The sequence below is a fragment of the Cellulomonas sp. Y8 genome (assembly GCF_008033115.1).
Classification (GTDB): Bacteria; Actinomycetota; Actinomycetes; order Actinomycetales; family Cellulomonadaceae; genus Cellulomonas.
Genome location: NZ_CP041203.1, coordinates 3,232,925 through 3,254,953 on the forward strand (window position 1 = coordinate 3,232,925; position 22,029 = coordinate 3,254,953).

The 22,029-nt window shown below is 75.8% G+C and carries 19 protein-coding genes and 2 pseudogenes; 16 read left to right on the plus strand and 5 right to left on the minus strand.

All coding sequences use genetic code 11. The features are described from left to right. Positions 1-63: 63 nt before the first annotated feature. The 5 genes from FKM96_RS14620 to FKM96_RS14640 all read left to right on the plus strand — a co-directional run bounded on the left by FKM96_RS14620 (position 64) and on the right by FKM96_RS14640 (position 5,124). Entirely contained in the window at positions 64-915 is an 852-nt protein-coding gene (locus FKM96_RS14620; RefSeq protein ID WP_147795857.1) for a TIGR00730 family Rossman fold protein, read from the plus strand. After that, positions 905-1,849 carry a dihydropteroate synthase gene (gene folP / locus FKM96_RS14625; RefSeq protein ID WP_147795858.1) on the plus strand — a complete coding sequence of 315 codons (945 nt, stop codon included), beginning with the start codon at positions 905-907 and terminating at the stop codon, positions 1,847-1,849. Before FKM96_RS14620 ends, folP begins: the two co-directional genes overlap by 11 nt. Continuing rightward, a complete protein-coding gene (locus tag FKM96_RS14630; protein ID WP_147795859.1) occupies positions 1,846-3,102 on the plus strand; it encodes a hypothetical protein in 1,257 nt (418 codons plus the stop codon). Before folP ends, FKM96_RS14630 begins: the two co-directional genes overlap by 4 nt. A gap of 218 nt (positions 3,103-3,320) precedes the next feature. Next, complete coding sequence (locus FKM96_RS14635; RefSeq protein ID WP_082812748.1) at positions 3,321-3,488, plus strand: DUF3117 domain-containing protein; 168 nt, start codon at positions 3,321-3,323, stop codon at positions 3,486-3,488. A 22-nt stretch (positions 3,489-3,510) separates the two neighbouring features. After that, on the plus strand, positions 3,511-5,124 hold the full coding sequence (locus FKM96_RS14640; RefSeq protein ID WP_246854994.1) for a M17 family metallopeptidase: 1,614 nt from the start codon (positions 3,511-3,513) through the stop codon (positions 5,122-5,124). A gap of 71 nt (positions 5,125-5,195) precedes the next feature. Here the strand turns inward: FKM96_RS14640 and FKM96_RS14645 are convergent, their stop codons facing one another. Continuing rightward, a complete protein-coding gene (locus FKM96_RS14645) occupies positions 5,196-5,828 on the minus strand; it encodes an O-methyltransferase (protein WP_147795860.1) in 633 nt (210 codons plus the stop codon). 311 nt (positions 5,829-6,139) lie between these two features. On the opposite strand from FKM96_RS14645, the pseudogene sigE reads away from it, so the two are divergent. From sigE to FKM96_RS14690, 8 genes and pseudogenes are all read left to right on the plus strand, one after another. Continuing rightward, a pseudogene (gene sigE / locus FKM96_RS14650) lies at positions 6,140-6,749 on the plus strand (RNA polymerase sigma factor SigE). Beyond that, the gene (locus FKM96_RS14655) at positions 6,746-7,861 is read left to right on the plus strand and encodes a zf-HC2 domain-containing protein (RefSeq protein ID WP_147795861.1); all 1,116 of its coding nucleotides are present in this window, start codon (positions 6,746-6,748) and stop codon (positions 7,859-7,861) included. The pseudogene sigE and the gene FKM96_RS14655 overlap by 4 nt, the downstream one beginning before the upstream one ends. After that, on the plus strand, positions 7,858-9,501 hold the full coding sequence (locus FKM96_RS14660) for a S1C family serine protease (protein WP_147795862.1): 1,644 nt from the start codon (positions 7,858-7,860) through the stop codon (positions 9,499-9,501). Before FKM96_RS14655 ends, FKM96_RS14660 begins: the two co-directional genes overlap by 4 nt. Positions 9,502-10,017: 516 nt before the next feature. Beyond that, positions 10,018-11,040, plus strand: coding sequence for a tryptophan--tRNA ligase (gene trpS / locus FKM96_RS14670; protein ID WP_147795863.1), 1,023 nt, complete (start codon positions 10,018-10,020; stop codon positions 11,038-11,040). After that, entirely contained in the window at positions 11,037-11,576 is a 540-nt protein-coding gene (locus tag FKM96_RS14675) for a 2'-5' RNA ligase family protein (protein WP_147795864.1), read from the plus strand. The genes trpS and FKM96_RS14675 overlap by 4 nt, the downstream gene beginning before the upstream one ends. A 94-nt stretch (positions 11,577-11,670) precedes the next feature. Then, complete coding sequence (locus FKM96_RS14680; RefSeq protein WP_147795865.1) at positions 11,671-12,708, plus strand: YihY/virulence factor BrkB family protein; 1,038 nt, start codon at positions 11,671-11,673, stop codon at positions 12,706-12,708. 201 nt (positions 12,709-12,909) lie between these two features. Then, the gene (locus FKM96_RS14685) at positions 12,910-13,983 is read left to right on the plus strand and encodes a hypothetical protein (protein WP_147795866.1); all 1,074 of its coding nucleotides are present in this window, start codon (positions 12,910-12,912) and stop codon (positions 13,981-13,983) included. Between the two features lie 122 nt (positions 13,984-14,105). Then, the gene (locus FKM96_RS14690; RefSeq protein WP_147795867.1) at positions 14,106-14,285 is read left to right on the plus strand and encodes a hypothetical protein; all 180 of its coding nucleotides are present in this window, start codon (positions 14,106-14,108) and stop codon (positions 14,283-14,285) included. A gap of 167 nt (positions 14,286-14,452) precedes the next feature. Here the strand turns inward: FKM96_RS14690 and FKM96_RS14695 are convergent. From FKM96_RS14695 to sdhC, 4 genes and pseudogenes are all read right to left on the minus strand, one after another. After that, positions 14,453-15,222, minus strand: a pseudogene (locus FKM96_RS14695) (succinate dehydrogenase iron-sulfur subunit). Next, positions 15,222-17,060: a succinate dehydrogenase flavoprotein subunit gene (gene sdhA, locus FKM96_RS14700; RefSeq protein ID WP_147795868.1), complete on the minus strand. Its 1,839-nt coding sequence runs from the start codon at positions 17,058-17,060 to the stop codon at positions 15,222-15,224. The pseudogene FKM96_RS14695 and the gene sdhA overlap by 1 nt, the downstream one beginning before the upstream one ends. A gap of 46 nt (positions 17,061-17,106) precedes the next feature. Then, the gene (locus FKM96_RS14705) at positions 17,107-17,556 is read right to left on the minus strand and encodes a succinate dehydrogenase hydrophobic membrane anchor subunit (RefSeq protein ID WP_147795869.1); all 450 of its coding nucleotides are present in this window, start codon (positions 17,554-17,556) and stop codon (positions 17,107-17,109) included. Then, the gene (sdhC, locus tag FKM96_RS14710; protein WP_246855392.1) at positions 17,556-17,891 is read right to left on the minus strand and encodes a succinate dehydrogenase, cytochrome b556 subunit; all 336 of its coding nucleotides are present in this window, start codon (positions 17,889-17,891) and stop codon (positions 17,556-17,558) included. Before sdhC ends, FKM96_RS14705 begins: the two co-directional genes overlap by 1 nt. A 318-nt stretch (positions 17,892-18,209) precedes the next feature. Between sdhC and FKM96_RS14715 the strand changes: the two genes are divergently transcribed. The 3 genes from FKM96_RS14715 to FKM96_RS14725 all read left to right on the plus strand — a co-directional run bounded on the left by FKM96_RS14715 (position 18,210) and on the right by FKM96_RS14725 (position 21,961). Next, positions 18,210-19,364 (plus strand): mannose-1-phosphate guanylyltransferase, encoded by a 1,155-nt coding sequence (locus FKM96_RS14715; protein ID WP_147795871.1) that lies wholly within the window; start codon positions 18,210-18,212, stop codon positions 19,362-19,364. 69 nt (positions 19,365-19,433) lie between these two features. Beyond that, the gene (locus tag FKM96_RS14720) at positions 19,434-20,636 is read left to right on the plus strand and encodes an amidohydrolase (RefSeq protein WP_246854995.1); all 1,203 of its coding nucleotides are present in this window, start codon (positions 19,434-19,436) and stop codon (positions 20,634-20,636) included. 230 nt (positions 20,637-20,866) lie between these two features. Further along, entirely contained in the window at positions 20,867-21,961 is a 1,095-nt protein-coding gene (locus FKM96_RS14725) for a BMP family protein (RefSeq protein WP_147795873.1), read from the plus strand. Positions 21,962-22,029 lie beyond the last annotated feature (68 nt).

Below are 22,029 nucleotides of genomic sequence, written 5' to 3' on the forward strand. Positions count from 1 at the left end.
GTTCACCCGGGCGCCGCCGGGGGTGCCGGTGCGTGCACGGCCGCGGACCGTAGAGTCGGGGCCATGAGCGACGACGGCGTTCCCGTGCCGGGTTCGGGCTACCGCAAGGGCCCCGTGCTGCTGCGGCGCGGGCAGATCCCCACCACCACGTCCGACCAGCGCCTGCTGTCCGGCGGCGACGGCGCCGACTGGCTGCACGGCGACCCGTGGCGCGTGATGCGGATCCAGAGCGAGTTCGTCGAGGGCTTCGGCGCGCTCGCCGAGCTCGGCCCGGCGGTCAGCGTGTTCGGCTCCGCGCGCACGCTGCCCGAGCACCCGGACTTCGCGCTCGGCGAGGAGGTCGGCCGGCTGCTGGCCGAGGCCGGCTACGCGGTCATCACCGGCGGCGGCCCCGGGATCATGTCGGCCGCGAACAAGGGCGCGTCCCAGGCCGGCGGTCTGTCGGTCGGGCTGGGCATCGAGCTGCCGTTCGAGCAGGGGATGAACCCGTGGGTCGACCTCGGGGTCAACTTCCGGTACTTCTTCGCCCGCAAGACCATGTTCGTGAAGTACGCCGAGGGCTTCATCGTGCTGCCGGGCGGCTTCGGCACGTTCGACGAGCTGTTCGAGGCGCTGACCCTGGTGCAGACGCACAAGGTCACCGAGTTCCCGATCGTCCTGGTCGGCACCGACTACTGGCAGGGGCTGCTCGACTGGCTGCGCGGCCCGGTGCTGGAGCGCGGCATGATCCGCGAGGCCGACCTGGAGCTGATCCGGCTCGTGGACGACCCGCAGGAGGCGGTGCGGATCGTGCGCGACCGCGGGGCCGAGCTGCGCGCCGCCGAGCGCGCCGCGGCCGCCGCGGCCGAGCGCGCGCAGGAGGAGGCCGAGGCGGAGGTGGCGGACGAGGCGGAGGACGCCGCGGGTGGGCGCTGAGCCCGCCGGGTCCGCGGGCGTACCGGCGCCGGGCGCGCCGCTGCTGCTGCGCGACCGCTGGTTCGGCCCCGGCCGCCCGGTCGTCATGGCGGTGGTGAACCGCACCCCCGACTCGTTCTACGCCGCCGCCCGGTACGACGACGCCGGCGCCGACGCGGCGGTCGCCCGCGCCGAGGAGGAGGGCGCCGACCTGGTCGACCTGGGCGGCGTGCGCGCGGGCCGGGGGCCGGCCGTCGACGTCGCCGAGGAGATCGCGCGGGTCGTCCCGCTCGTCGAGCGCGTCCGCCGCCGGCACCCGGACCTGCTGGTCAGCGTCGACACGTGGCGGGCCGAGGTCGCGCGCGCCGCCGCGGACGCGGGCGCCGACCTGCTCAACGACACCTGGGCCGGGCACGACCCGGCGCTGGTCGAGGTCGCCGCCGAGCGGGGGCTGGGCGTGGTCTGCTCGCACACCGGCGGGCTGCCGCCGCGCACCGACCCGCTGCGGGTGTCCTACCCGCTGCCCGACGACGCCCCCGCGGGCACGGACCCGCGGGACGGGGTGCTGCTGGACGTGCTCGCGACGCTGCGCGCCGCGGCCGCGCGCGCGGTCGACCTCGGGGTGCACCCCGCGAGCGTGCTGGTGGACCCGACGCACGACTTCGGCAAGAGCACCTGGCACTCGCTGCACCTGGTCCGGCGCACCGCCGCGCTCACCGCGCTCGGGCACCCGGTGCTCGTCGCCCTGTCCCGCAAGGACTTCGTGGGGGAGACCCTGGACCTCCCGCCCGAGGACCGGCTCGAGGGCACGCTGGCGGCGACGTCGGTGGCCGCGTGGCTCGGCGCCCGGGTGTTCCGCGCGCACGACGTCCGGGCGACCCGGCGGACGGTCGACATGGTGGCGGCGCTGCGGGGCGACGCGCCCCCCGCGCGCGCCGTGCGGGGCCTGGCGTGACGGCGGGGCCGGGGAGCGCCGCCGCCCAGGACGCCGCCCCGGCGCGCCGCGCCCTCGACCCCCGCACCTGGCCGTGGTGGGTGCAGGCGCTCGCGGTGTACGCGGCGGCCCGCGCCTTCTCGGCCGTCGTCCTGCTGGTCGTCGCCACCCGGCAGGTGGCCAGCGGCTGGACCGGCGCGTCCCCGGGGTACGCCGACTACACGGGCCTCATGTGGGACGCGACCTGGTACCGGACGATCGCGGAGGGCGGCTACCCGGCGCAGCTGCCCGTCGGGGCCGACGGCCTGGTCCAGCAGAACGCGTGGGCGTTCTTCCCGCTCTACCCGTTCCTGGTGCGCGCGCTGATGACGGTCACCGGCGGCTCCTGGGCCGTGGTCGCGCCCACCGTGTCGCTGCTGGCCGGTGCCGGCGCCGTGCTGGTCGTGCACCGCGTGGTCGTCCGCGGGGCGCCCCGCGCCGTGGCCGCGCGACCGGGGCTGCCGCTCGCGACGGTGCTGCTGGTCAGCGTGTTCCCCACGTCCGTCGTGCTGCAGGTCGGGTACACGGAGTCGCTCGCGCTGCTGCTGGTCGCCGCGTCGCTGCTGGCGGTCGTCACCCGGCGGTACGGCTGGGCGTGCGCCGCGGTGCTCGCGCTCGGGTTCACCCGCGCGGTCGCGCTGCCGATGGCGGTGGTCGTCGCCGTGCACGCGCTGGTGCGCTGGCGGGAGTGGCGGGCCGCCGGCGAGCGCCCGCGGGGCCGGGACCTGGCCGGGATCGGCGCGGTCGGGCTCGCCGCGGTGGTGTCCGGCTTCGCGTGGCTCGCGATCTGCGGCTGGGTCACGGGCGTGCCCGACGCCTACCTGCAGACCCAGGAGGCCTGGCGCGGCGCGGCCACCACCGCGCCGTTCGCGGGCTGGTCCTACGTGCCGGCGTTCTGGTTCGGCGACGCGTGGCCGCTGGTGGTGCTCGCCGCCGGGGTGTTCGTGGTCGCGTGCCTGGTCACGCCCTCGGCGTGGCGGCTGGGTCGCGAGCTGCACGCCTGGTCGGCGGCGTACCTGCTCTACCTCGCCGCCGCCGTGGAGCCGGGCAGCAGCCTGGCGCGGTTCCTGCTGCTGGCGTTCCCGCTCGGCGCCGCGACCGCGGGGCTCGTCACCCGCCCGCGGGCGGCGCGGTGGGCGTGGACCGGCGCGGTGGCGGTGCTCATGCTCGTGCTCCAGGTGGTCTGGGTGTGGCACATCTGGCGGTTCGTGCCGCCGGCCGGCTGGCCGCCGTGACGGCGTGCGGACGGCCGCACGGCGTCCGCCGCAGGGGCCTGACGAGGGGGTTGGCGCACCCGCCGCGCGTCGACGGCCCCGCCTTGTCGCCCCGGTGAACTAGACTGAGGCCTGGACATCCGGGAGCCGGAGGCCCGCTCCTGCCCGTCCCGCCCCCCGCGGACGCGGAGGGACCGGGCGCCCGGACGCCCAGCTGACGACGCGAAGGAGAGCCCCGCATGGCCGCGATGAAGCCGAGGACTGGTGACGGTCCGCTCGAGGTGACCAAGGAGGGCCGCGGCATCGTCATGCGGGTCCCGCTCGAGGGCGGTGGCCGACTCGTCGTCGAGCTCAACGCGACCGAGGCGCAGGAGCTGGGCGAGGCCCTGACCTCCGTCGTCTCCTGACCGCGCGGGACCTCCTTCCGACGTGGCTCGCTCCCTGACCCCTCCCGCCGTGCGCATCGGCCGCGCGGTCCCGGCGGTCGGCCTCGCGGCCGGCTCGCTGGCGACCTCGGGGCTGCTGCTCGAGGCCGGCGTCGACGCGGTGGCCGTCCCGGTCGCCCCGGCGGCGCCGGACGACACCGACCTCCAGCCGCGCCGTGGAACCGCCGACGCGGCGGCGCGGTACGGCATCGACCTGGCCGAGCTCGCGGAGCGGGCCGGCCTGACCGGCACCGCCGGCGAGGCGTGGACGCTGCTGCTCCCGCGCCCCGTCGGCAGCGCCACGGGCGACCTGCCCTGGGCGGGCCTGCCCCGACGGCTGGTGCTGGTCGGCGTCGGCGACGGCACCCCGGACGAGCTCCGGCGTGCCGGGGCCGCGCTGGCCCGCGCCACCCGCGGCCTGCGCCGGGTGCTGACCACCGTCGCCACCGAGCCCGGCGCCGACGGCCCCCCGGCCGTGCGCGCGTTCGCGGAGGGCTACCTGCTCGCCGCCTACCGCGTGCAGCGGATCGGCGCGCCCGCGTCCCCGAAGGAGGCGCCGGCGGAGGAGCTCGTCGTCGTCGGCCGCGAGGGCGTCCGCGTGCAGGCCGCGCTCGACGAGGCCGTGCGCGGCGCGACGGCCACCTGGCTCGTGCGCGACCTCGCCAACACGCCGTCGAGCACCAAGGACCCGGCCTGGGTGGCCGACCGGGCGTCCGAGCTGGCGCGCGCCGCCGGCCTGCGGGTCGAGGTCCTCGGCCCGCGCGAGCTCGAGGCCCAGGGCTTCGGCGGCATCCTCGCCGTGGGCCGCGGCTCGGCGTCGACCCCGCGGCTGGTCACCGTCACCTACGACCCGGCCGGGCCGGCGGGCGGCCCCGCGCGCCGCGCGCAGCACGTCGTCGTGGTCGGCAAGGGCATCACCTACGACACGGGCGGCCTGTCCATCAAGCCGCGCGAGGCGATGGTGCCGATGAAGACCGACATGGCCGGCGCCGCGGTGGCGCTGGCGACCGTGCTCGGCGCGGCCGCCGCCGAGCTGCCGCACCGGGTCACCGCGGTGCTCCCGCTCGCGGAGAACCACTTCGGGGCCGCCTCGTACCGGCCGGGCGACGTCCTGCGGATGTGGGGCGGGCGCACGGTCGAGATCGCGAACACCGACGCCGAGGGCCGCCTGGTGCTCGGCGACGCGCTGGCCTGGGCCGACGCGACGCTCGACCCGGACGTGCTCGTGGACGTCGCGACGCTCACCGGCGCGGCGAGCCTGGGCCTCGGCAAGCAGCACGGCGCCCTGTACGCGACCGACGCGCGCCTGACCGCCGCGCTCGAGGCCGCCGGGGCCGAGTCGGGCGAGCCGGTCTGGCCGATGCCGCTTGTCGAGGACTACGCCGACGCCGTGCGCTCCACCGTCGCCGACCTGCGGCACGTCCCGCAGGACGCGAAGTACGGCGGCGGCTCGATCACGGCGGCGCTGTTCCTGCGCGAGTTCGTGGGCGCCCGGACCTGGGCGCACCTCGACATCGCGGGGCCGGCGCGGTCGACGGCCGATAAGCACGAGGTCACCGAGGGCGCGACCGGGTTCGGCGCGCGGCTGCTGCTGCGCTGGCTCGCGGCGCTGCGCTGACCCCGGCACGAGACGCGGACGGCCGCCGACCCCGTGGGTCGGCGGCCGTCGTCGTCCGGGGGCCGGTGGCGTCAGCGGCGGACGGCCACGAGCAGGCCGTCGCCCACCGGGAGCATCGCCGGCATGAGCCGGTCGTCCTCGCGGACCAGCCGCCCGGTCTCGCGCACCAGCGTCGTCGCCTCGTCCCGGCGCGCGGGGTCGGCGACCCGGTCGTGCCACAGCGCGTCGTCGACCGCGAGGACGCCGCCGGGCCGGAGCAGCCGCACGGCGCGCTCGACGTAGGCGGGGTAGCTCTCGATGTCGGCGTCCACGAACACCAGGTCGTACGCGCCGTCGGTGAGCCGCGGCAGCACGTCGAGCGCGCGGCCCGAGATCGTGCGCGTGCGCGCCGCGCGGACGCCCTCCTCGGCGAACGCCTGCTTGGCCGCGCGCTGGTGCTCCACCTCGACGTCGATGGTGGTGAGCACGCCGTCCGAGGGCATCCCGCGCAGGAGGTGCAGCCCGCTGACGCCGGCGCCCGTGCCGACCTCGACCACCGCTCGTGCCCGCGAGGCCGCGGCGAGCACGGTGAGCGCGGCGCCGGTGCCGGGCTGCACCGGCGTGCAGCCGAGCTCGCCGGCGCGGTCCCGCGCGCGCAGCAGGGTGTCGTCCTCGGGGACGAAGCCCTCGGCGTAGACCCAGCTCGCGGCCTTGTCGGTGGCGATGGTGTCCTCCTGGTCTCCGGGTCGTGCGGGGGAGTCGTCCGCGGCTCGCGCGGCGGCCGGTGCGCGGACGTGCGCGGGCGCTGGCCAGCCTAGTGCGCGGTGCGGGCCGCGGCGGCGCGGCGCCCCGGGCGGCTGGCGGGTGGGCGACGGCGGCCCGCGACGTCACCCGCTCGCGCGGGAACCGGGCGGGACGTGTGCGCGTTGTGCGGGGACAGGGGTGGACCGGGTTCGCACCCGGCCCCCGCGTCCTGGGACACTGGGTCCCTGGGACCTCGCGCCGCACCCGCGGCCCCCGACGCAGAAGGACGTGGATGGCGACCTCGTTGCCCGATCCGGACTGGCAGCCCCCGACCTGGGAGGCGATCGTCCGGGAGCACTCCGCGCGCGTGTACCGCCTCGCCTACCGGCTGACCGGCAACCGGCACGACGCCGAGGACCTCACGCAGGAGGTGTTCGTCCGCGTCTTCCGGTCGCTGTCCACGTACACCCCCGGCACGTTCGAGGGCTGGCTGCACCGGATCACGACCAACCTGTTCCTCGACGGGGGCCCGCCGCCGCCAGCGCATCCGCATGGACGCGATGGGCGAGGACGGCGACCGCTACCCGGCCACCGACGCCGGGCCCGAGCGCGCCTTCGAGCACGACAACCTGGACGTCGACATCCAGCGGGCCCTCGACGAGCTGCCCCCCGAGTACCGCGCCGCCGTCGTGCTGTGCGACATCGAGGGGCTGTCGTACGAGGAGATCGCGGTGACGCTGGGCATCAAGCTCGGCACCGTGCGCTCGCGCATCCACCGGGCGCGGGCGCGGCTGCGCGTGGCGCTCGAGCACCGCGCGCCGGCCTCCGTGCGCGCCGCCGCGGCCCAGGACCCGGCGGGCGACCGCTCGTCCGAGGTGACGGCCCCGGCGGGTGCCCGGTGAACGGGCACCTCGGCGACCGGGTCAGCGCCCTCGTCGACGGCCAGCTCGGCCCCGCCGCCGCCGAGCGGGCGCTGGCGCACGTCGCCGGGTGCCCGCGGTGCGCGGCCGACCTCGCGGCGGCGCGGGCCGCCCGGCGGGTGCTCTCCGACTGCGACGACGTCCGCCCCGCCGGCGACCTGACGGCCCGGCTGCTCGCGCTGGGCGGCGCACCCGTGCCCACGGGCGTGGACGCCGGGGCCCGCGCCGCGGCGCGCCCCATGGACCCGTTCGTCCCGCCGTCGGCCGTGCGCGGCGCCGCGGCGTTCACCGGAGCCGCCCCCTCGGCCGGCTCCGGCATCGGGGGGCTGCTCGGCCGGGGCCCGTTCGGCGAGGGCGTCCTCGGCTCGCGCTCCGTCCTGGGCGGCTCCGTCCTGGGCTCGCGGCGCCTGCTCGGCGACCGCCCCGTCGTCGGGAGCGCGCCGGGTGCCACCGCCGCCGCGACCCGTCGCGGCCTGCGCGCCGCCGTGGGCTCGATCACCGGCCTCGGCGTCGTCGCCGTCGGGCTGTTCCTCCTGGGCGACCGCCCGACGGTCGCCCCGGTCACGGAGTCCGCCGAGGCCCTGCAGCTGCTCGGCGACGCGAGCACCGTCGCCGTCCCGGTCGTCGCCGGCGCCGGGGGCGGTTCCACGTCCGGCCCCGCCGCGGGCGCCTCGACGCAGGACTACCTGGACTGGATGCGGGCCGAGGGCTGGACCTGCCCCGAGCAGGTCCCCGACGGCTGGGCCGTGACCGCCGTGCACCTGCGCGACGAGGGCAGCACCCTCGAGGTCGACCTGTCCGGGCCGACCGGGGACGTCGTGGTCACCGAGCAGCACGGCCGGCTCGACGTGTCCGCGCTCACCGCCGCCGAGCCCGTCGACGTCGAGGGCCGCACCGTCTACCTGCTGTCCGCCGAGCCCTGGCACGCCGCCTGGCAGTCGGGGGACACCGTGGTCGAGGTCGTGTCGTCCCGCACCGGGCCGGGCGCCGCCGCCGTGGTCGCGCAGTTCCCCGAGGGCCAGTTCGACGCGGGGCTCAGCGCCCGCCTGACCCGCGGGTGGGACACGTTCGCCGCCGCGGTGCACCTGCCGTGACCGGACCCGACGAGCGCGCCGGGGACGGGGCGGGGGACGGGACCGCCGGGCAGCGCGGGACGGGCGAGCGCCCCGGGCCCGCCGACGAGCGCCCCGGGCCCGCGCCGGTCGACCCGTTCGCGCCGCCGCCGTCCGCCCCGCGGGGCTGGGCGCCGCCGCCCGCCTGGGGCGCGCCGTCCGGGACCGCCGCGGGACCGTGGCCGTCCGCGACGCCGGCGCCCGCCGCGGACCCGTACGCCGCGCCGCGGCCGTCCGGCGCAGCGCCGGCCGGGCCTCCGCAGCCGTACGCCGCGCCGCGGCCGTACCCCGCGCCCGCCGCTCCCTCCGCGTGGGGTGCTCCGTCGCCGTGGGGCGCACCCGCGGGCCCGGGCGCACCCGCGGGCCCCGGCGGCCCCGCGGCCACCGCCGTCCCGCCGTCCCCGCTGCCGGCCGACCCGGCGGCGGCCCCGGCACCCGCCGTGCTGCCCCCGGGCGTCCTGCCGCCCCCGATGCCCGAGCTCGGCGTCCCGGCGCCCCGGCGCGGTCGGCGGCGCCGGCGCGTCCCGCTCGGTGTCGTGGCCGGCCTCGTGGTCGCCGCGTTCGGCGCCGGGCTGCTCGGCGGGGTCGTCGGCGCCCGCATCGAGCGCGACGACGCGCACCTGGCCGACGCGGGCCTGCCCGCCGCCGTCGGCACGGGCGCGGGCGACCGTGCTCCGGACAGCGTCGCCGGCATCGCCGCGACGGTGCTGCCGTCGGTCGTCTCGATCGAGGTGTCGTCCGCGTCCGGCGGTTCGACCGGCTCCGGCCTGGTGCTGCGCCAGGACGGCTACATCCTCACGAACCACCACGTCGTGGCGGGCGCGTCCGGCGCCGGGTCGTCGATCGTGGTGCTGCTCGCCGACGGCTCTCAGCTGCCGGGCACGATCGTCGGCAGCACGGCCGACTACGACCTCGCGGTCGTCAAGGTCGAGGCCGAGGGCCTGACCCCGCTGGTGCTCGGCGACTCCGACGCGGTGCAGGTCGGCGACCCCGTCGTCGCGATCGGCGCGCCGCTCGGCCTCGCGGGCACCGTGACCACCGGCATCGTCAGCGCGCTCAACCGCCCGGTGGCCGCCGGGGACGGCACCGAGGAGACCGCGTTCATCAACGCGATCCAGACGGACGCCGCGATCAACCCCGGCAACTCCGGCGGGCCGCTGGTGAACGCGGCGGGGGAGGTCGTCGGGATCAACTCGGCGATCGCCCAGCCGCCGGGCACCTCCGCGACGAGCGGCGGCAGCATCGGGCTCGGGTTCGCCATCCCGTCGAACCAGGCGCGGCGCACCGCTGAGCAGCTGATCGAGACCGGCGTCGCCACTTACCCGGTGATCGGCGTGCTGCTCGACGGGTCCTACACCGGCGAGGGCGTCCAGGTCGCGACCGAGCCGCAGGGCGCGCAGCAGCCGGTGACCCCGGGCGGCCCGGCGGACCGTGCGGGCATCCGCGCCGGCGACGTCATCCTCGCGATCGACGGGCGGCCGGTCACGGCGTCCGACGAGCTAGTGGTGGCGATCCGCGCCCGCACCCGCACGCCCGGCGACGCCGTGTCCCTGCGGGTGCGCGCCGCCGACGGCGCGGAGCGGGACGTGCGCGTCGTGCTCGACGAGTCCGCGCAGGGCTGACCCGGACGGGTGGACCGGCACCGCTAGGTGGCGCGCCCGCCGGACGGTAGCCTGGGCGACGTGTTCGGGATCAACGGCGGCGAGCTCCTCGTGATCCTGGTCGTGGCCGTCATCGTCATCGGCCCGACGCGGCTGCCGAAGTACGCCGAGCAGCTGGCGCGGCTGACCAAGCAGGCCCGGCACTTCCTCGCGGACGCGCGCGAGCGCGTCGACAGCGAGCTCGGCGACGAGGTCAAGGACATCGACTGGGCCGCGCTCGACCCGCGGCGCTACGACCCCCCGCCGGATCGTCCGCGACGCCCTGCTGGACCCCGAGCCGGCCCCCGCCGGCGCCCGGACCGCCGCGGCGGCCGCCGGTGCCGGCGCGGCCGCGCACGCCGCCCGCGCCGCCCCGTCGACGACCCCGCTGCCGCCCGGCGCGCCGGCCCCGTTCGACGACGAGGCCACCTGACCCGGCGCACCCGCCCCCGCCCCCTCCTGCACGGGCCACCCGCCCCCGACCGTCAGAATGGACCCATGGCCTCCGGCTCCCCTCGCATCTTCTCCGGGATGCAGCCCACCTCCGACTCCCTCCACCTCGGCAACTACCTCGGCGCGCTGACCCAGTGGGTCGCGCTGCAGGAGTCCTACGACGCCCTGTACTGCGTCGTGGACCTGCACGCGCTGACGGTGGCGCCCGACCCGGTGGCGCTGCGCGAGCGCACCCGGCGCACCGCGGCCCAGTACCTCGCCGCGGGCGTGGACCCGGAGCGCTCCATCCTGTTCGTCCAGTCGCACGTCGCGGAGCACGCCGAGCTGGCGTGGCTGCTGTCCTGCCAGACGGGCTTCGGCGAGGCCGGCCGGATGACGCAGTTCAAGGACAAGTCGGCCAAGCACGGCGCCGAGGGCACCACGGTCGGGCTGTTCACCTACCCGATCCTCATGGCGGCGGACATCCTGCTGTACGACACGGCGCTCGTGCCCGTCGGCGAGGACCAGCGCCAGCACCTCGAGCTGACCCGCGACCTGGCCGAGCGGCTGAACAAGCGGTTCGGCGACGGCACCGCGGTCGTGCCGGACGCGCACATCGTCAAGGCCACCGCCAAGATCTACGACCTGCAGGACCCGACGGCCAAGATGAGCAAGTCGGCGTCGAGCCCGAACGGCATCATCGAGCTGCTCGACCCGCCCAAGACCGTCGCCAAGCGGATCCGGTCGGCCGTCACCGACGCGGGATCGGAGATCCGGTTCGACCGGGAGAACCAGCCCGGCATCGCCAACCTGCTGACGATCTACTCCGCGCTCACGGGCCGCGAGGTCGAGTCGATCGTCGCCGACTACGAGGGCAAGGGCTACGGCCACCTCAAGGTCGACCTGGCGGACGTCGTCGTCGAGTTCCTCGCCCCGTTCCAGGAGCGCGTGAACGGCTACCTGGCCGACCCGGCCTCGCTGGACGCGGTGCTCGAGGACGGCGCCGAGCGGGCCCGGGCCATCGCGCGGGGCACGCTCGACCGGGTCGCCGACCGCTTCGGCCTGCTGCCGCGCCGCCGGACGGCATGAACCCCACCGGGCCGTTCGCCGACGAGCTCCGGATCGGCGTCGCGGTCTCCGTCCCGGAGCCGTACGCCGCCGAGCTCCAGGCGGCCCGCGCCCGCGTCGGCGACCCCGCCGCCGACCTGATCCGGCCGCACATCACCCTGCTCGGCCCGACCGTCCTGCCGACGGCCGCGCTGCCCGAGGCGGAGGAGCACCTGCGGGCGGTCGCGGCGGCGCACGCGCCGTTCACCGTGCACCTGCGGGGGACCGCGACCTTCCGGCCGGTCTCGCCGGTGGTGTTCGTCCAGGTGGTCGAGGGGATCGCGTCGTGCGAGCTGCTCGAGGTCGCCGTCCGGTCGGGCGTGCTCGACCAGGAGCTCCGGTTCCACTACCACCCGCACGTCACCATCGCGCACGAGGTGCCGGACGACGCCCTGGACCGCGCGTTCGCGGACATGGCCGACTTCGAGGCGCGGTTCGACGTCGCCGAGATCCACGTGTACGAGCACGGGGACGACGGGATGTGGCGGACGATCGGGGCGTTCCCGCTCGGAGGCTGACACCGGCGGGTCGACGCCGTCCGCGGCGCCCTGACCGGCGGCGACGCCCGCGCTCGGGATGCCGAGCCGCCTCGCGGTCCCTAGGGTCGTCGGCATGGGAGTCCCGGCCGAACCGCAGGGCGCCGGGCGGGCGCACGCCGCCGCCGCGAGCGCGGAGGACGTCGCCGCCGGCAACCGGCAGGACGTCGGCGCGCGGGTCTACCCGGGCGGGTTCGCCGGGCTGGTCGCCCGCGGGAGGGCCGTCCTCGCGTGGTGGCAGGGCACCCGGGCCGCGCGGGCGAACGCCCGGTTCGGCGAGGCCGGCGGCGGCGTCCTGACCGGCGGCATCGCCTACGCCACGATCTTCTCCGTGTTCGCCGGGCTCACCATCGGCTACTCGGTGTTCATGGCCGTGCTCGGCAACAACGAGGCGCTGCGGCAGACCGTCCTCGACACGATCGACGCCAACCTGCCGGGGCTGGTGATGACCAGCAGCGACGACGAGACGGGCGTGATCGACCCGGACTCGCTCCAGCTGAGCACCGGCGTGGGCATCGCGGGACTGATCGCGTTCGTGGTGCTGCTGGTGAGCGCGATCTCGGCGATGGCAGCGCTGCGCACGGCGGTCCGCGCGATGTTCGCCGCCGAGGGCGCCGGCGGCAACGCCGTCACCGGCAAGCTGCGCGAGCTGGGCGGGTTCGCCGGCATCGGCCTGGCCATCCTCGTCTCCGCGCTGCTCAGCATCGCGACCACGACCGCCGCCGACTGGGCGCTCAGCGCGCTGGGCCTCGATGGCTCGACGGTCGGCTCCCTCGTGCTGCGCGGGGCGGGCATTCTCGTGGCGTTCGTCGTCGACGCCGGGACGTTCGTGCTGATCGTGCGGGTCCTGGCGGCGCAGCACCCCGCGTGGCCGGACCTCCGGCAGGGGATGCTCGTGGCCGCGGTCGGGCTCGGGGTCGTGCGGGTGCTGGGCACCTCGGTCGTCGCGGGCTCCGCCGACCGGAACGCGATCCTGGCGTCGTTCGCGGTGATCGTGACCCTGCTGATCTGGATCAACCTGATCGCCCGCATCGTCCTCCTGGCCGCGGCGTGGACGGCGGACCCCCCGGCGCCCGAGCAGCCCCCCGAGGCCCCGGAGCCCGCGGCGCCCTGACCCTCACCTCCCGTCGACGGTGGATGGTTGTGACGGACACGCCGTCGGCGTGTCCGTCACAACCATCCACTGTCCAGCTGGCGGCCTGGCGGCCTGGCGGCCTCGCGCGCGTGCCGGGTTCGACCCCGACACGCCGGGGTCGGTCCCCATGGGGCAGGGCGAGTCGAGCGCGCACGTACCCATGCGCGGGATGGTGGGGCCGTGCAGCCCGACATCGCGCCCGACAGCGGCCTCCCCGCGGTGCTCTCCTGGCGCGAGGCCCGGCAGGCGGAGGTGCTGCCCGCGCTGCGGGCCGGCTACGTGCCCGCGGCCCGCGGGGTCCGGGTGGTGCGCGGCGCCGACCCGCTCGACCCCGACGTGCGCACGGCGGTCGCGATGGCGGCAGTGCATCCGGACGTGACCCTGGGCGGCTGGGCGGCGGCGCGGCTGCACGAGCGCGCCTGCCTCGCCGCCGGCGGCGCGCGACCGATGCCGGCGGTCCGTCGCGGAGCCGCCCCGCGACGCGACCGCCAGGAGCCCCCGGTCCTGGACGGCCGGCGTGTCCACGGGCGGGCCGGCGAGCTGCTTCCGGTGCTGCTCCTGGCGCCCCCGGAGGTCCGGCTCCGCGCGGGACCGGGGCGTCGACTGGTCCGCAGCCGCGTGCTGCCCGAGGAGCGCGTGCGGATGTCGGGGCTCTGGGTCACGAGCCCGCTGCGGTCGGCGTTCGACCTGGCCCGGTTCGGCCGGTACTCCGACGCCGTCGTGGGGCTGGACCGGCTGCGCGCGCTGGGGCTGGTGCGGCCCGTCGATCTGGCCGAGCTGATCCGCGAGCGGTCGCGGTGGCGGGGGAGCGCGGAGGCACGGCGTGCGCTCGCCGCGTCGGCCGACGGCGTCGAGTCGCCGCAGGAGTCCCGGATGCGGCTCATCTGGCTCGCGGCGGACCTGCCGGTGCCGCGCTGCAACCCGGTCGTCCTCGACGCGGACGGCCGGTTCGTCGCCCGGGTCGACCTCCTCGACGAGTCCAGCGGCGTCGTCGCTGAGTACGACGGCGCGGTGCACAGCGCGGCCGAGCGCCGCAGCGCGGACGCCCGGCGGCAGGAGCGGCTGCAGGCGCTGGGCCTCGAGGTTCTGCGCGCGACCTCGGTCGACCTCGCCACCCCGACCGCACGCGCACGCTGGCAGGGGCGTGCCCGGGCCGCGCGGGAGCGTGCCCTGGCACGGCGACGGTCCGCGCTCTGGCGCACAGCTCCCGCCGCGCAGGACGAGGAGGTCGTGCGCCGGCCCGCTCGCGCATAGCCTCGGCACGTGACAGACACGGGTGACGCCCGCGCCGGGAGACGACCGGACGGGGTCGGGCGAGCCCTCGCGCGCGCGGCCTGCTCGACGGGCTCGTCGAGATCGCCGTCACCGCCGCGGCCGTGCTGGTGGTCGTCGGTGGCGGCGCCGGCGTCGGCTACGTCGTCGGCGGTGGCCGGGGTGCGGTGCTCGGGGGCGCCGTCGGCGTCGTGGCCCTGGTCATCGGCTACGTCGTCCTGCTGCTGTCGGGGGTCTCGCTCGCCGCACGGCTCGGCGCCCGCCGCGACGGTGGAAGGTTGTGACGGACACGCCGTGGGCGTGTCCGTCACAACCTTCCACCGTCCCACCCCCGGGGCCACGCCCGGGCGCGGGGGACGAGCACGCGGACACACCGGCGCGGTCGCGGCCCCGGGGACGGGGACGGCCCGGCCCCCCGCGCGGGGGACCGGGCCGTCGCCGTGCCGGAGGGTCAGAACGCGCGGGTGATCATCGCGCGCTTGACCTCCTGGATCGCCTTGGTGACCTCGATGCCGCGGGGGCAGGCCTCGGTGCAGTTGAAGGTGGTCCGGCAGCGCCAGACGCCCTCCTTGTCGTTGAGGATCTCGAGGCGCTGCGCGCCCGCCCTCGTCGCGGCTGTCGAAGATGAACCGGTGCGCGTTGACGATCGCCGCGGGGCCGAAGTACTGGCCGTCGGTCCAGAACACCGGGCACGAGCTCGTGCACGCGGCGCACAGGATGCACTTGGTGGTGTCGTCGAACCGGGCGCGCTGCTCGGGGGACTGGAGCCGCTCGCGGGACGGTTCGGTGCCGGTGGTGATGAGGAACGGCATGATCTCGCGGTAGGAGGCGAAGAACGGCTCCATGTCGACCACGAGGTCCTTGATCACCGGCAGGCCCTTGATCGGCTCGACGGTGATCGGCTTGTCCGGGTTGAGGTCCTTGAGCAGGGCCTTGCACGCCAGCCGGTTGCGGCCGTTGATCCGCATGGCGTCCGAGCCGCACACGCCGTGGGCGCAGGACCGCCGGAACGTGAGCGAGCCGTCGGACTCCCACTTGATCTTGTGCAGCGCGTCGAGCAGGCGGTCGGTGCCGTGGGCGGTGACCGTGTGCTCCTCCCAGTACGCCTCGTCGCCGTGCGTCTCTGGGGGTGTAGCGGCGGATCTTGAGGGTGACCTCGAACGACGGGATCTCGCCGGCCTTGGGCTCGGCGGCGGCCGAGCGCTCTGCGACAGCAGTCATCAGTACTTCCGCTCCATCGGCTGGTACACGGTGGTCACGACGGGCTTGGTGCCCAGGAGCACGACCGGGCGGCCGGGCCCCGGCGGCGGGACCTCCTCGCCCTTCGGCGCGGAGAGCGCGGGGGAGTCGACCGGCACGCCGGGCTGCCGGCGGTAGGCCATGGTGTGCTCCATGAACCCGGCGTCGTCGCGCTTCGGGTAGTCCTCGCGGAAGTGCCCGCCGCGGGACTCGCGCCGGTTGAGCGCCCCGACGACGACGGTCTCGGCGATGTCGAGCAGGAAGCCCAGCTCGATCGCCTCGATGAGGTCGGTGTTGAACATCCGGCCCTTGTCCTGGACGGACACCCGCGTGTAGCGCTCCTGGAGCACCTGGATGTCCTGGAACGCCTGGCGCAGCGACTCGGCGGTGCGGAAGACCTGCGCGTTGGTGTCCATCGTCTGCTGCAGCTCGCGGCGGACGTCGGAGACGCGCTCGCCCTGGGGGCGGTTCCGCATGTCCTCGAGCTCCTCGACGACGGCCGCGGCCGGGTCGGCGGGCAGGTCCACCCACGACGCCCCGGCGGCGTACTCGGCGGCCGAGATGCCGGCGCGCTTGCCGAACACGTTGATGTCGAGCAGCGAGTTGGTGCCGAGCCGGTTCGACCCGTGCACCGAGACGCACGCGACCTCGCCGGCGGCGTACAGCCCGCGGACCACGTGGGTGGTGTCCCGCAGGACCTCGCCCTCGACGTTCGTCGGCACGCCGCCCATCGCGTAGTGCGCCGTCGGGTACACCGGGACGGGCTCCGTGTAGGGCTCGATGCCGAGGTAGGTCCGGGCGAACTCGGTGATGTCCGGGAGCTTCGCGTCGATGTGCGCGGGGTCCAGGTGCGTCAGGTCGAGCAGGACGTAGTCCTTGTTCGGCCCGGCGCCGCGGCCCTCGCGCACCTCGTTGGCCATCGACCGGGCGACGATGTCGCGCGGCGCGAGGTCCTTGATGGTGGGGGCGTACCGCTCCATGAAGCGCTCGCCGTCGGCGTTGCGGAGGATGCCGCCCTCGCCGCGCGCGGCCTCGGAGAGCAGGATGCCGAGGCCGGCCAGGCCGGTCGGGTGGAACTGGAAGAACTCCATGTCCTCCAGCGGCAGCCCGCGGCGGTAGGCCAGGGCCATGCCGTCGCCGGTGAGGGTGTGCGCGTTCGACGTCGTCTTGTAGATCTTGCCGGCGCCGCCGGTCGCGAGGACCACGGACTTGGCGCGGAACACGTGGATCTCGCCGGTCGACAGCTCGTAGGCGACGACGCCCGAGACCGCGACGTCCTCGCCGTCGGGCACCTCCCGGCCGGTGAGGTCGTGCGTGAGGATCAGGTCCAGCACGTAGAACTCGTTGAAGAACGCGACCTCGTTCTTCACGCACTGCTGGTACAGCGTCTGCAGGATCATGTGCCCGGTGCGGTCCGCGGCGTAGCAGGCCCGGCGCACGGCGGCCTCGCCGTGGTTGCGGGTGTGGCCGCCGAACCGGCGCTGGTCGATCCGGCCCTCGGGCGTGCGGTTGAACGGCAGGCCCATGCGCTCCAGGTCGAGCACCGCGTCGATGGCCTCGTTGGCCATGATCGTCGCGGCGTCCTGGTCGACCAGGTAGTCGCCGCCCTTCACGGTGTCGAAGGTGTGCCACTCGGGGTTGTCGTCCTCGACGTTGCCGAGCGCGGCGCACATGCCGCCCTGGGCCGCGCCGGTGTGCGAGCGGGTCGGGTACAGCTTCGAGATGACCGCCGTGCGGGTGCGGGCGGACGACTCGAGGGCGGCGCGCATCCCGGCGCCGCCGGCGCCGACGATCACGACGTCGAACTGGTGGGTCTGCATCGGGGTCGATGCCTCCAAGCGAATGCGGGGGTGCGAGATGAGGGCGTCAGGCGGTGCAGAACGACGGCAGCAGGTCCGCCGGGCTGTTCGCGGGGCACGGGTCGAAGGTGAAGATCACCAGCGTGCCGAGCACGACCACCACGGTGAACGCCGTGTAGAGCGCGAGCTTGAGCACCAGGCGGGTGCCGTCGCGCTCGGCGTAGTCGTTGATGATCGTCCGGACGCCGTTGGTGCCGTGGATCATCGCGAGCCAGAGCATCAGCAGGTCCCAGATCTGCCAGAACGGGGACGCCCACTTGCCGGCGACGAACCCGAAGTCGATGGCGGAGATGCCCTCGCCGGCGACCAGGTTCACGAACAGGTGGCCGAAGATCAGCACGAGCAGCACGACGCCGGACGCGCGCATGAACACCCAGCCGTACAGCTCCCAGTTGCCGCGCGAGGTCCGGCGGCCGGGCCCGGCGCCCCGGGTGCGGGGGGCGGCGATCGTGGTCATCACTCGCCTCCGAAGACGTGCATCAGGTGCCGCGGCAGGAAGCCCGCCATCGTCACGACGAACAGGCCGAGCACGACCCAGAGCATCACGCGCTGGTACTTCGCGCCCTTCGACCAGAAGTCGACCAGGATGATCCGGATGCCGTTGAAGGCGTGGAACACGATGGCGGCGACGAGGCCGGCCTCGCCGAGCCCCATGATCGGGTTCTTGTAGGTCCCGATGACGGCGTTGTACGCCTCGGGGGAGACCCGCACGAGCGACGTGTCGAGCACGTGCACGAGCAGGAAGAAGAAGATGAGCACGCCGGTGATCCGGTGGGCGACCCAGGACCACATGCCTTCGCGGCCGCGGTAGAGGGTGCCGCCGGGGATCCGCTTGGCCGTGGGGGCGGCGTCGTCGCGGGCTTCGGCAGGCGCAGTGGGCACGGGTGGCCTCCTGGCGAGTTCGGGCGGGACTGCTGTGTCCGGTCCGATCACTGTAGTGATCGTGCGCTGGGTCACCCTGCCGTGGGGGCCCGGATCGGGCCCGATGTGACCAAGCGCACACGGTGCTCGGGACCTGGGTCCCTGGTCCGGCCCGCGTCGCGACCGGGCCACCCGCACGGGTGACGCCGGGACGACCGCGGTCCGGTTCCTCCCGATACGCTGCGCGGCATGTCGAGCCCCGCCACGCCCGCGTCGCCCGTGCCGCCCCGCCCGATCGACGGCTTCCACGCCGTCGTCCCCGCCGGGGGAGCCGGCACCCGGCTGTGGCCGCTGTCCCGCCAGGGCTCCCCGAAGTTCCTGCACGACCTGACCGGCACGGGCCGCACCCTGCTGCAGGGCACCGTCGACCGTCTGCTGCCGCTCACCGGCCGCGACGGCGTCCTGGTCGTGACCGGCGTGCGGCACGCGGAGGCCGTGGCGGCGCAGCTGCCGGAGCTGGGCCCGGGCCAGGTCGTCGCCGAGCCCTCGCCGCGCGACTCGATGGCGGCCATCGGCCTCGCCGCCGCGATCCTCGCCGAGCGGCACGGCCCCGACGTCGTGCTCGGCTCGTTCGCCGCCGACCACGTGATCGACGACCTCGACGGCTTCTGGTCCGCCGTGACCGAGGGGGTCGCCGCCGCCCGCGCGGGCTACGTCGTCACCATCGGGATCGAGGCCACCGAGCCGTCGACCGCGTTCGGCTACATCCGCGCCGCCGACGCGCTCGGGGCCGAGGGCGCCCCCAGCGCGCGGCACGTCGCCGGGTTCACCGAGAAGCCCGACGCCGAGACCGCGGCCGAGTACCTCGCGACCGGGGACTACTGGTGGAACGCCGGCATGTTCCTCGTGCAGGCGGGCGTGCTGCTCGACCACCTCGCCCGGCAGCTGCCCCCGCTGGCGGCGGGCCTGCGGGAGATCGCCGCCGCCTGGGCGGACCCGGAGCGCCGGGAGACCGTGCTCGCCGAGACCTGGCCCGGGCTGACCAAGATCGCCATCGACCACGCCATCGCCGAGCCGGTCGCGGCCGCGGGCGGCGTCGCCGTGGTGCCGGGCTCCTTCACGTGGGACGACGTGGGCGACTTCGACTCGCTGGCGGCGCTGCTGCCGGCCGTCGGCGTCGACGGCGGGCGCACGCTGGGCGACGACGCGCTCGTGCAGCGGCTGGACGCCGCAGGCGCCGTCGTCGTGCCGGGGGCCGGCCGGGCCGTCACGGTGCTGGGCGTCCCGGACGCCGTCGTGGTCGACACCGCCGACGCGGTGCTGGTCACCACGCGGGCGCACGCGCAGGCCGTGAAGCAGGCCGTCGATGGCTGGCGCGGCCGGGGTCGCGACGACCTGCTCTGACGGCTCGCGGGGTCGCCGGGCGCGGACGCGGACCTGCCGCCACCTGCGCGGACGGCTAGGGTCGGCAGGGTGATCGTCGACGCCACCCGGGTCAGCCAGCTCGTCGCCACCCTGCAGCCCGAGCTGGTGGAGATCCGGCGCGACATCCACGCCCACCCGGAGCTCGGCCGCACCGAGCAGCGCACCACCCGCGTGATCGCGGAGCGGCTGCGGCTCGCCGGCCTGTCGCCGCGGCTGCTCCCCGGGACCGGCCTCACGTGCGACATCGGCCCGAGCCCCGTGGAGACCGGCCGCCGCCGGATCGCGCTCCGCGCGGACATCGACGCGCTGCCGGTGCAGGAGACCACGGGGCTGCCGTACGCGTCCACGGTGCACGGCGTCGCGCACGCCTGCGGCCACGACGTGCACACCACGGCGCTGCTCGGCGCCGGGCTCGTGCTCGCCGAGCTGCACGAGGCGGGCGAGCTGCCGACCGGCGTGCGGCTGGTGTTCCAGCCCGCCGAGGAGGTGCAGCCCGGCGGCGCGCTCGACGTGCTGCAGGCGGGCGCGATGGACGGCATCGGGCGGATCTTCGCGCTGCACTGCGACCCCAAGGTCGACGTCGGCCGGATCGGCAGCCGGATCGGCCCGATCACCTCGGCGTCCGACGAGATCACCGTCGTGCTCACCGGGCCGGGCGGGCACACCTCGCGCCCGCACCTCACCGCCGACCTCGTGTACGCGCTCGGCCAGGTCATCACCCAGGTGCCCGCGGTCCTCGGGCGGCGGCTCGACCCGCGCTCGGGGGTCAACCTCACCTGGGGCGCCGTCCAGGCGGGGTCGGCGCACAACGCGATCCCGGCCTCGGGGTCGGTGCGCGGCACGCTGCGCTGCCTCGACGTCCGCGCGTGGGAGAAGGCGTCCCAGGTCCTGCACGACGCGGTCGAGCAGGTCGTCGCGCCGTACGGCGTCGAGGTCGAGGTACGGCACCAGCGCGGCGTCCCGCCGGTGGAGAACGACGAGCGCGCGGTCGCGGTGCTCGAGGCCGCGGCGCGCGACGTCCTCGGCGAGGAGTCCGTGCAGCTGACCGAGCAGTCGCTCGGCGGCGAGGACTTCGCCTGGTACCTCACCCGCGTACCCGGCGCGATGGCCCGGCTGGGCACCCGGACGCCGGGCGGCCGGACCTACGACATCCACCAGGGCGACCTGGTCGTCGACGAGCGCGCGATCGCCGCGGGCGCCGCGCTGCTCGCCCGGGCGGCGCTGCGCGTCGGCGCGACGCCCGGGGGCTGACGCCGCTCGGCGGGGCCCGCTGGGCCGGTCGGGTGATCCGGGGCGCGGACGAATGTTCCAAGTCAGTAACGAAGGGCCCGGGAGAGTGCTCCGTAACACAGTCGTCACCTGCGCGTGGCTAGTGTTCACGACGAACACCGGACGACCCCGACCGTCCCGCGCGCAGCGTCGCTCGCGGTGACAGGGCGGGCCTCAGCGGACCGGTCGACGACGAGAAGCAGGAGCATCGCGTGAAGAAGATCATCCGTGCGGCCGCCCTCACCGGGGCTGTCGCGCTCGCCCTCGCCGCCTGCGGCAGCGCGCCGGAGGAGTCCGACAGCACCGCCGGCGGCGGCGACACCGGCGGCTCCGACTTCAAGGCCTGCATGGTCTCCGACTCGGGCGGCTTCGAGGACAAGTCCTTCAACCAGTCGGGCGCCGAGGGCCTCGACCGCGCGAAGTCCGAGCTGGGCATCGAGGAGGTCAAGGTCGAGTCGACCGCCGAGACCGACTTCACGCCGAACATCGACTCGCTGGTGCAGCAGGACTGCAACCTGATCATCGGCGTCGGCTTCCTGCTCGAGGACCCGATCCAGGAGGCCGCCGAGGCCAACCCGGACATCGAGTTCGCGCTCATCGACTCCGCGTTCACCGACGCCGACTTCAACCCGGTGACGCTGGACAACGCCAAGCCGCTGCTGTTCAACACGCAGGAGGCCGCGTACCTCGCCGGCTACGTCGCCGCGGGCACCTCCACCACCGGCACCGTCGCCACCTTCGGCGGCATCCAGCTCCCGTCGGTCTCGATCTTCATGGACGGCTTCGCCGACGGCGTCGCGAAGTACAACGAGGACAACGGCGCCGACGTCAAGGTCCTCGGCTGGGACAAGGAGGCCCAGACCGGGTCCTTCACCGGTGACTTCGAGAACCAGACCAACGGCCAGAACCTGGCCAAGGGCTTCATCGACCAGGGCGCGGACGTCATCATGCCCGTCGCCGGCCCGGTCGGCCTCGGTGCCGCCGCCGCCGCGCAGGAGGCCGGGGACGTCGCGATCGTCGGCGTCGACGCCGACTGGTTCGAGACCTCGCCCGACTACTCCTCGATCATCCTGACCTCGGTCATGAAGGAGATCGGCCAGGCCGTGTTCGACACGGTCAAGGAGGCCTCCGAGGGCAGCTTCTCCTCCGACCCGTACGTGGGCACCCTGGAGAACGAGGGCATCGGCATCGCGCCGTTCCACGACTTCGACGCGAAGGTGCCGGCCGAGGTCAAGACGGCCGTCGAGGACCTGAAGGCCCAGATCATCTCCGGTGACCTGGTCGTGGAGTCCCCGAGCCAGAACTGACACCAGCGCCGTGGTGGCCCGGGCAGGACGCCTGCCCGGGCCACCGCTGCGTTCACCCGCGCACCCGG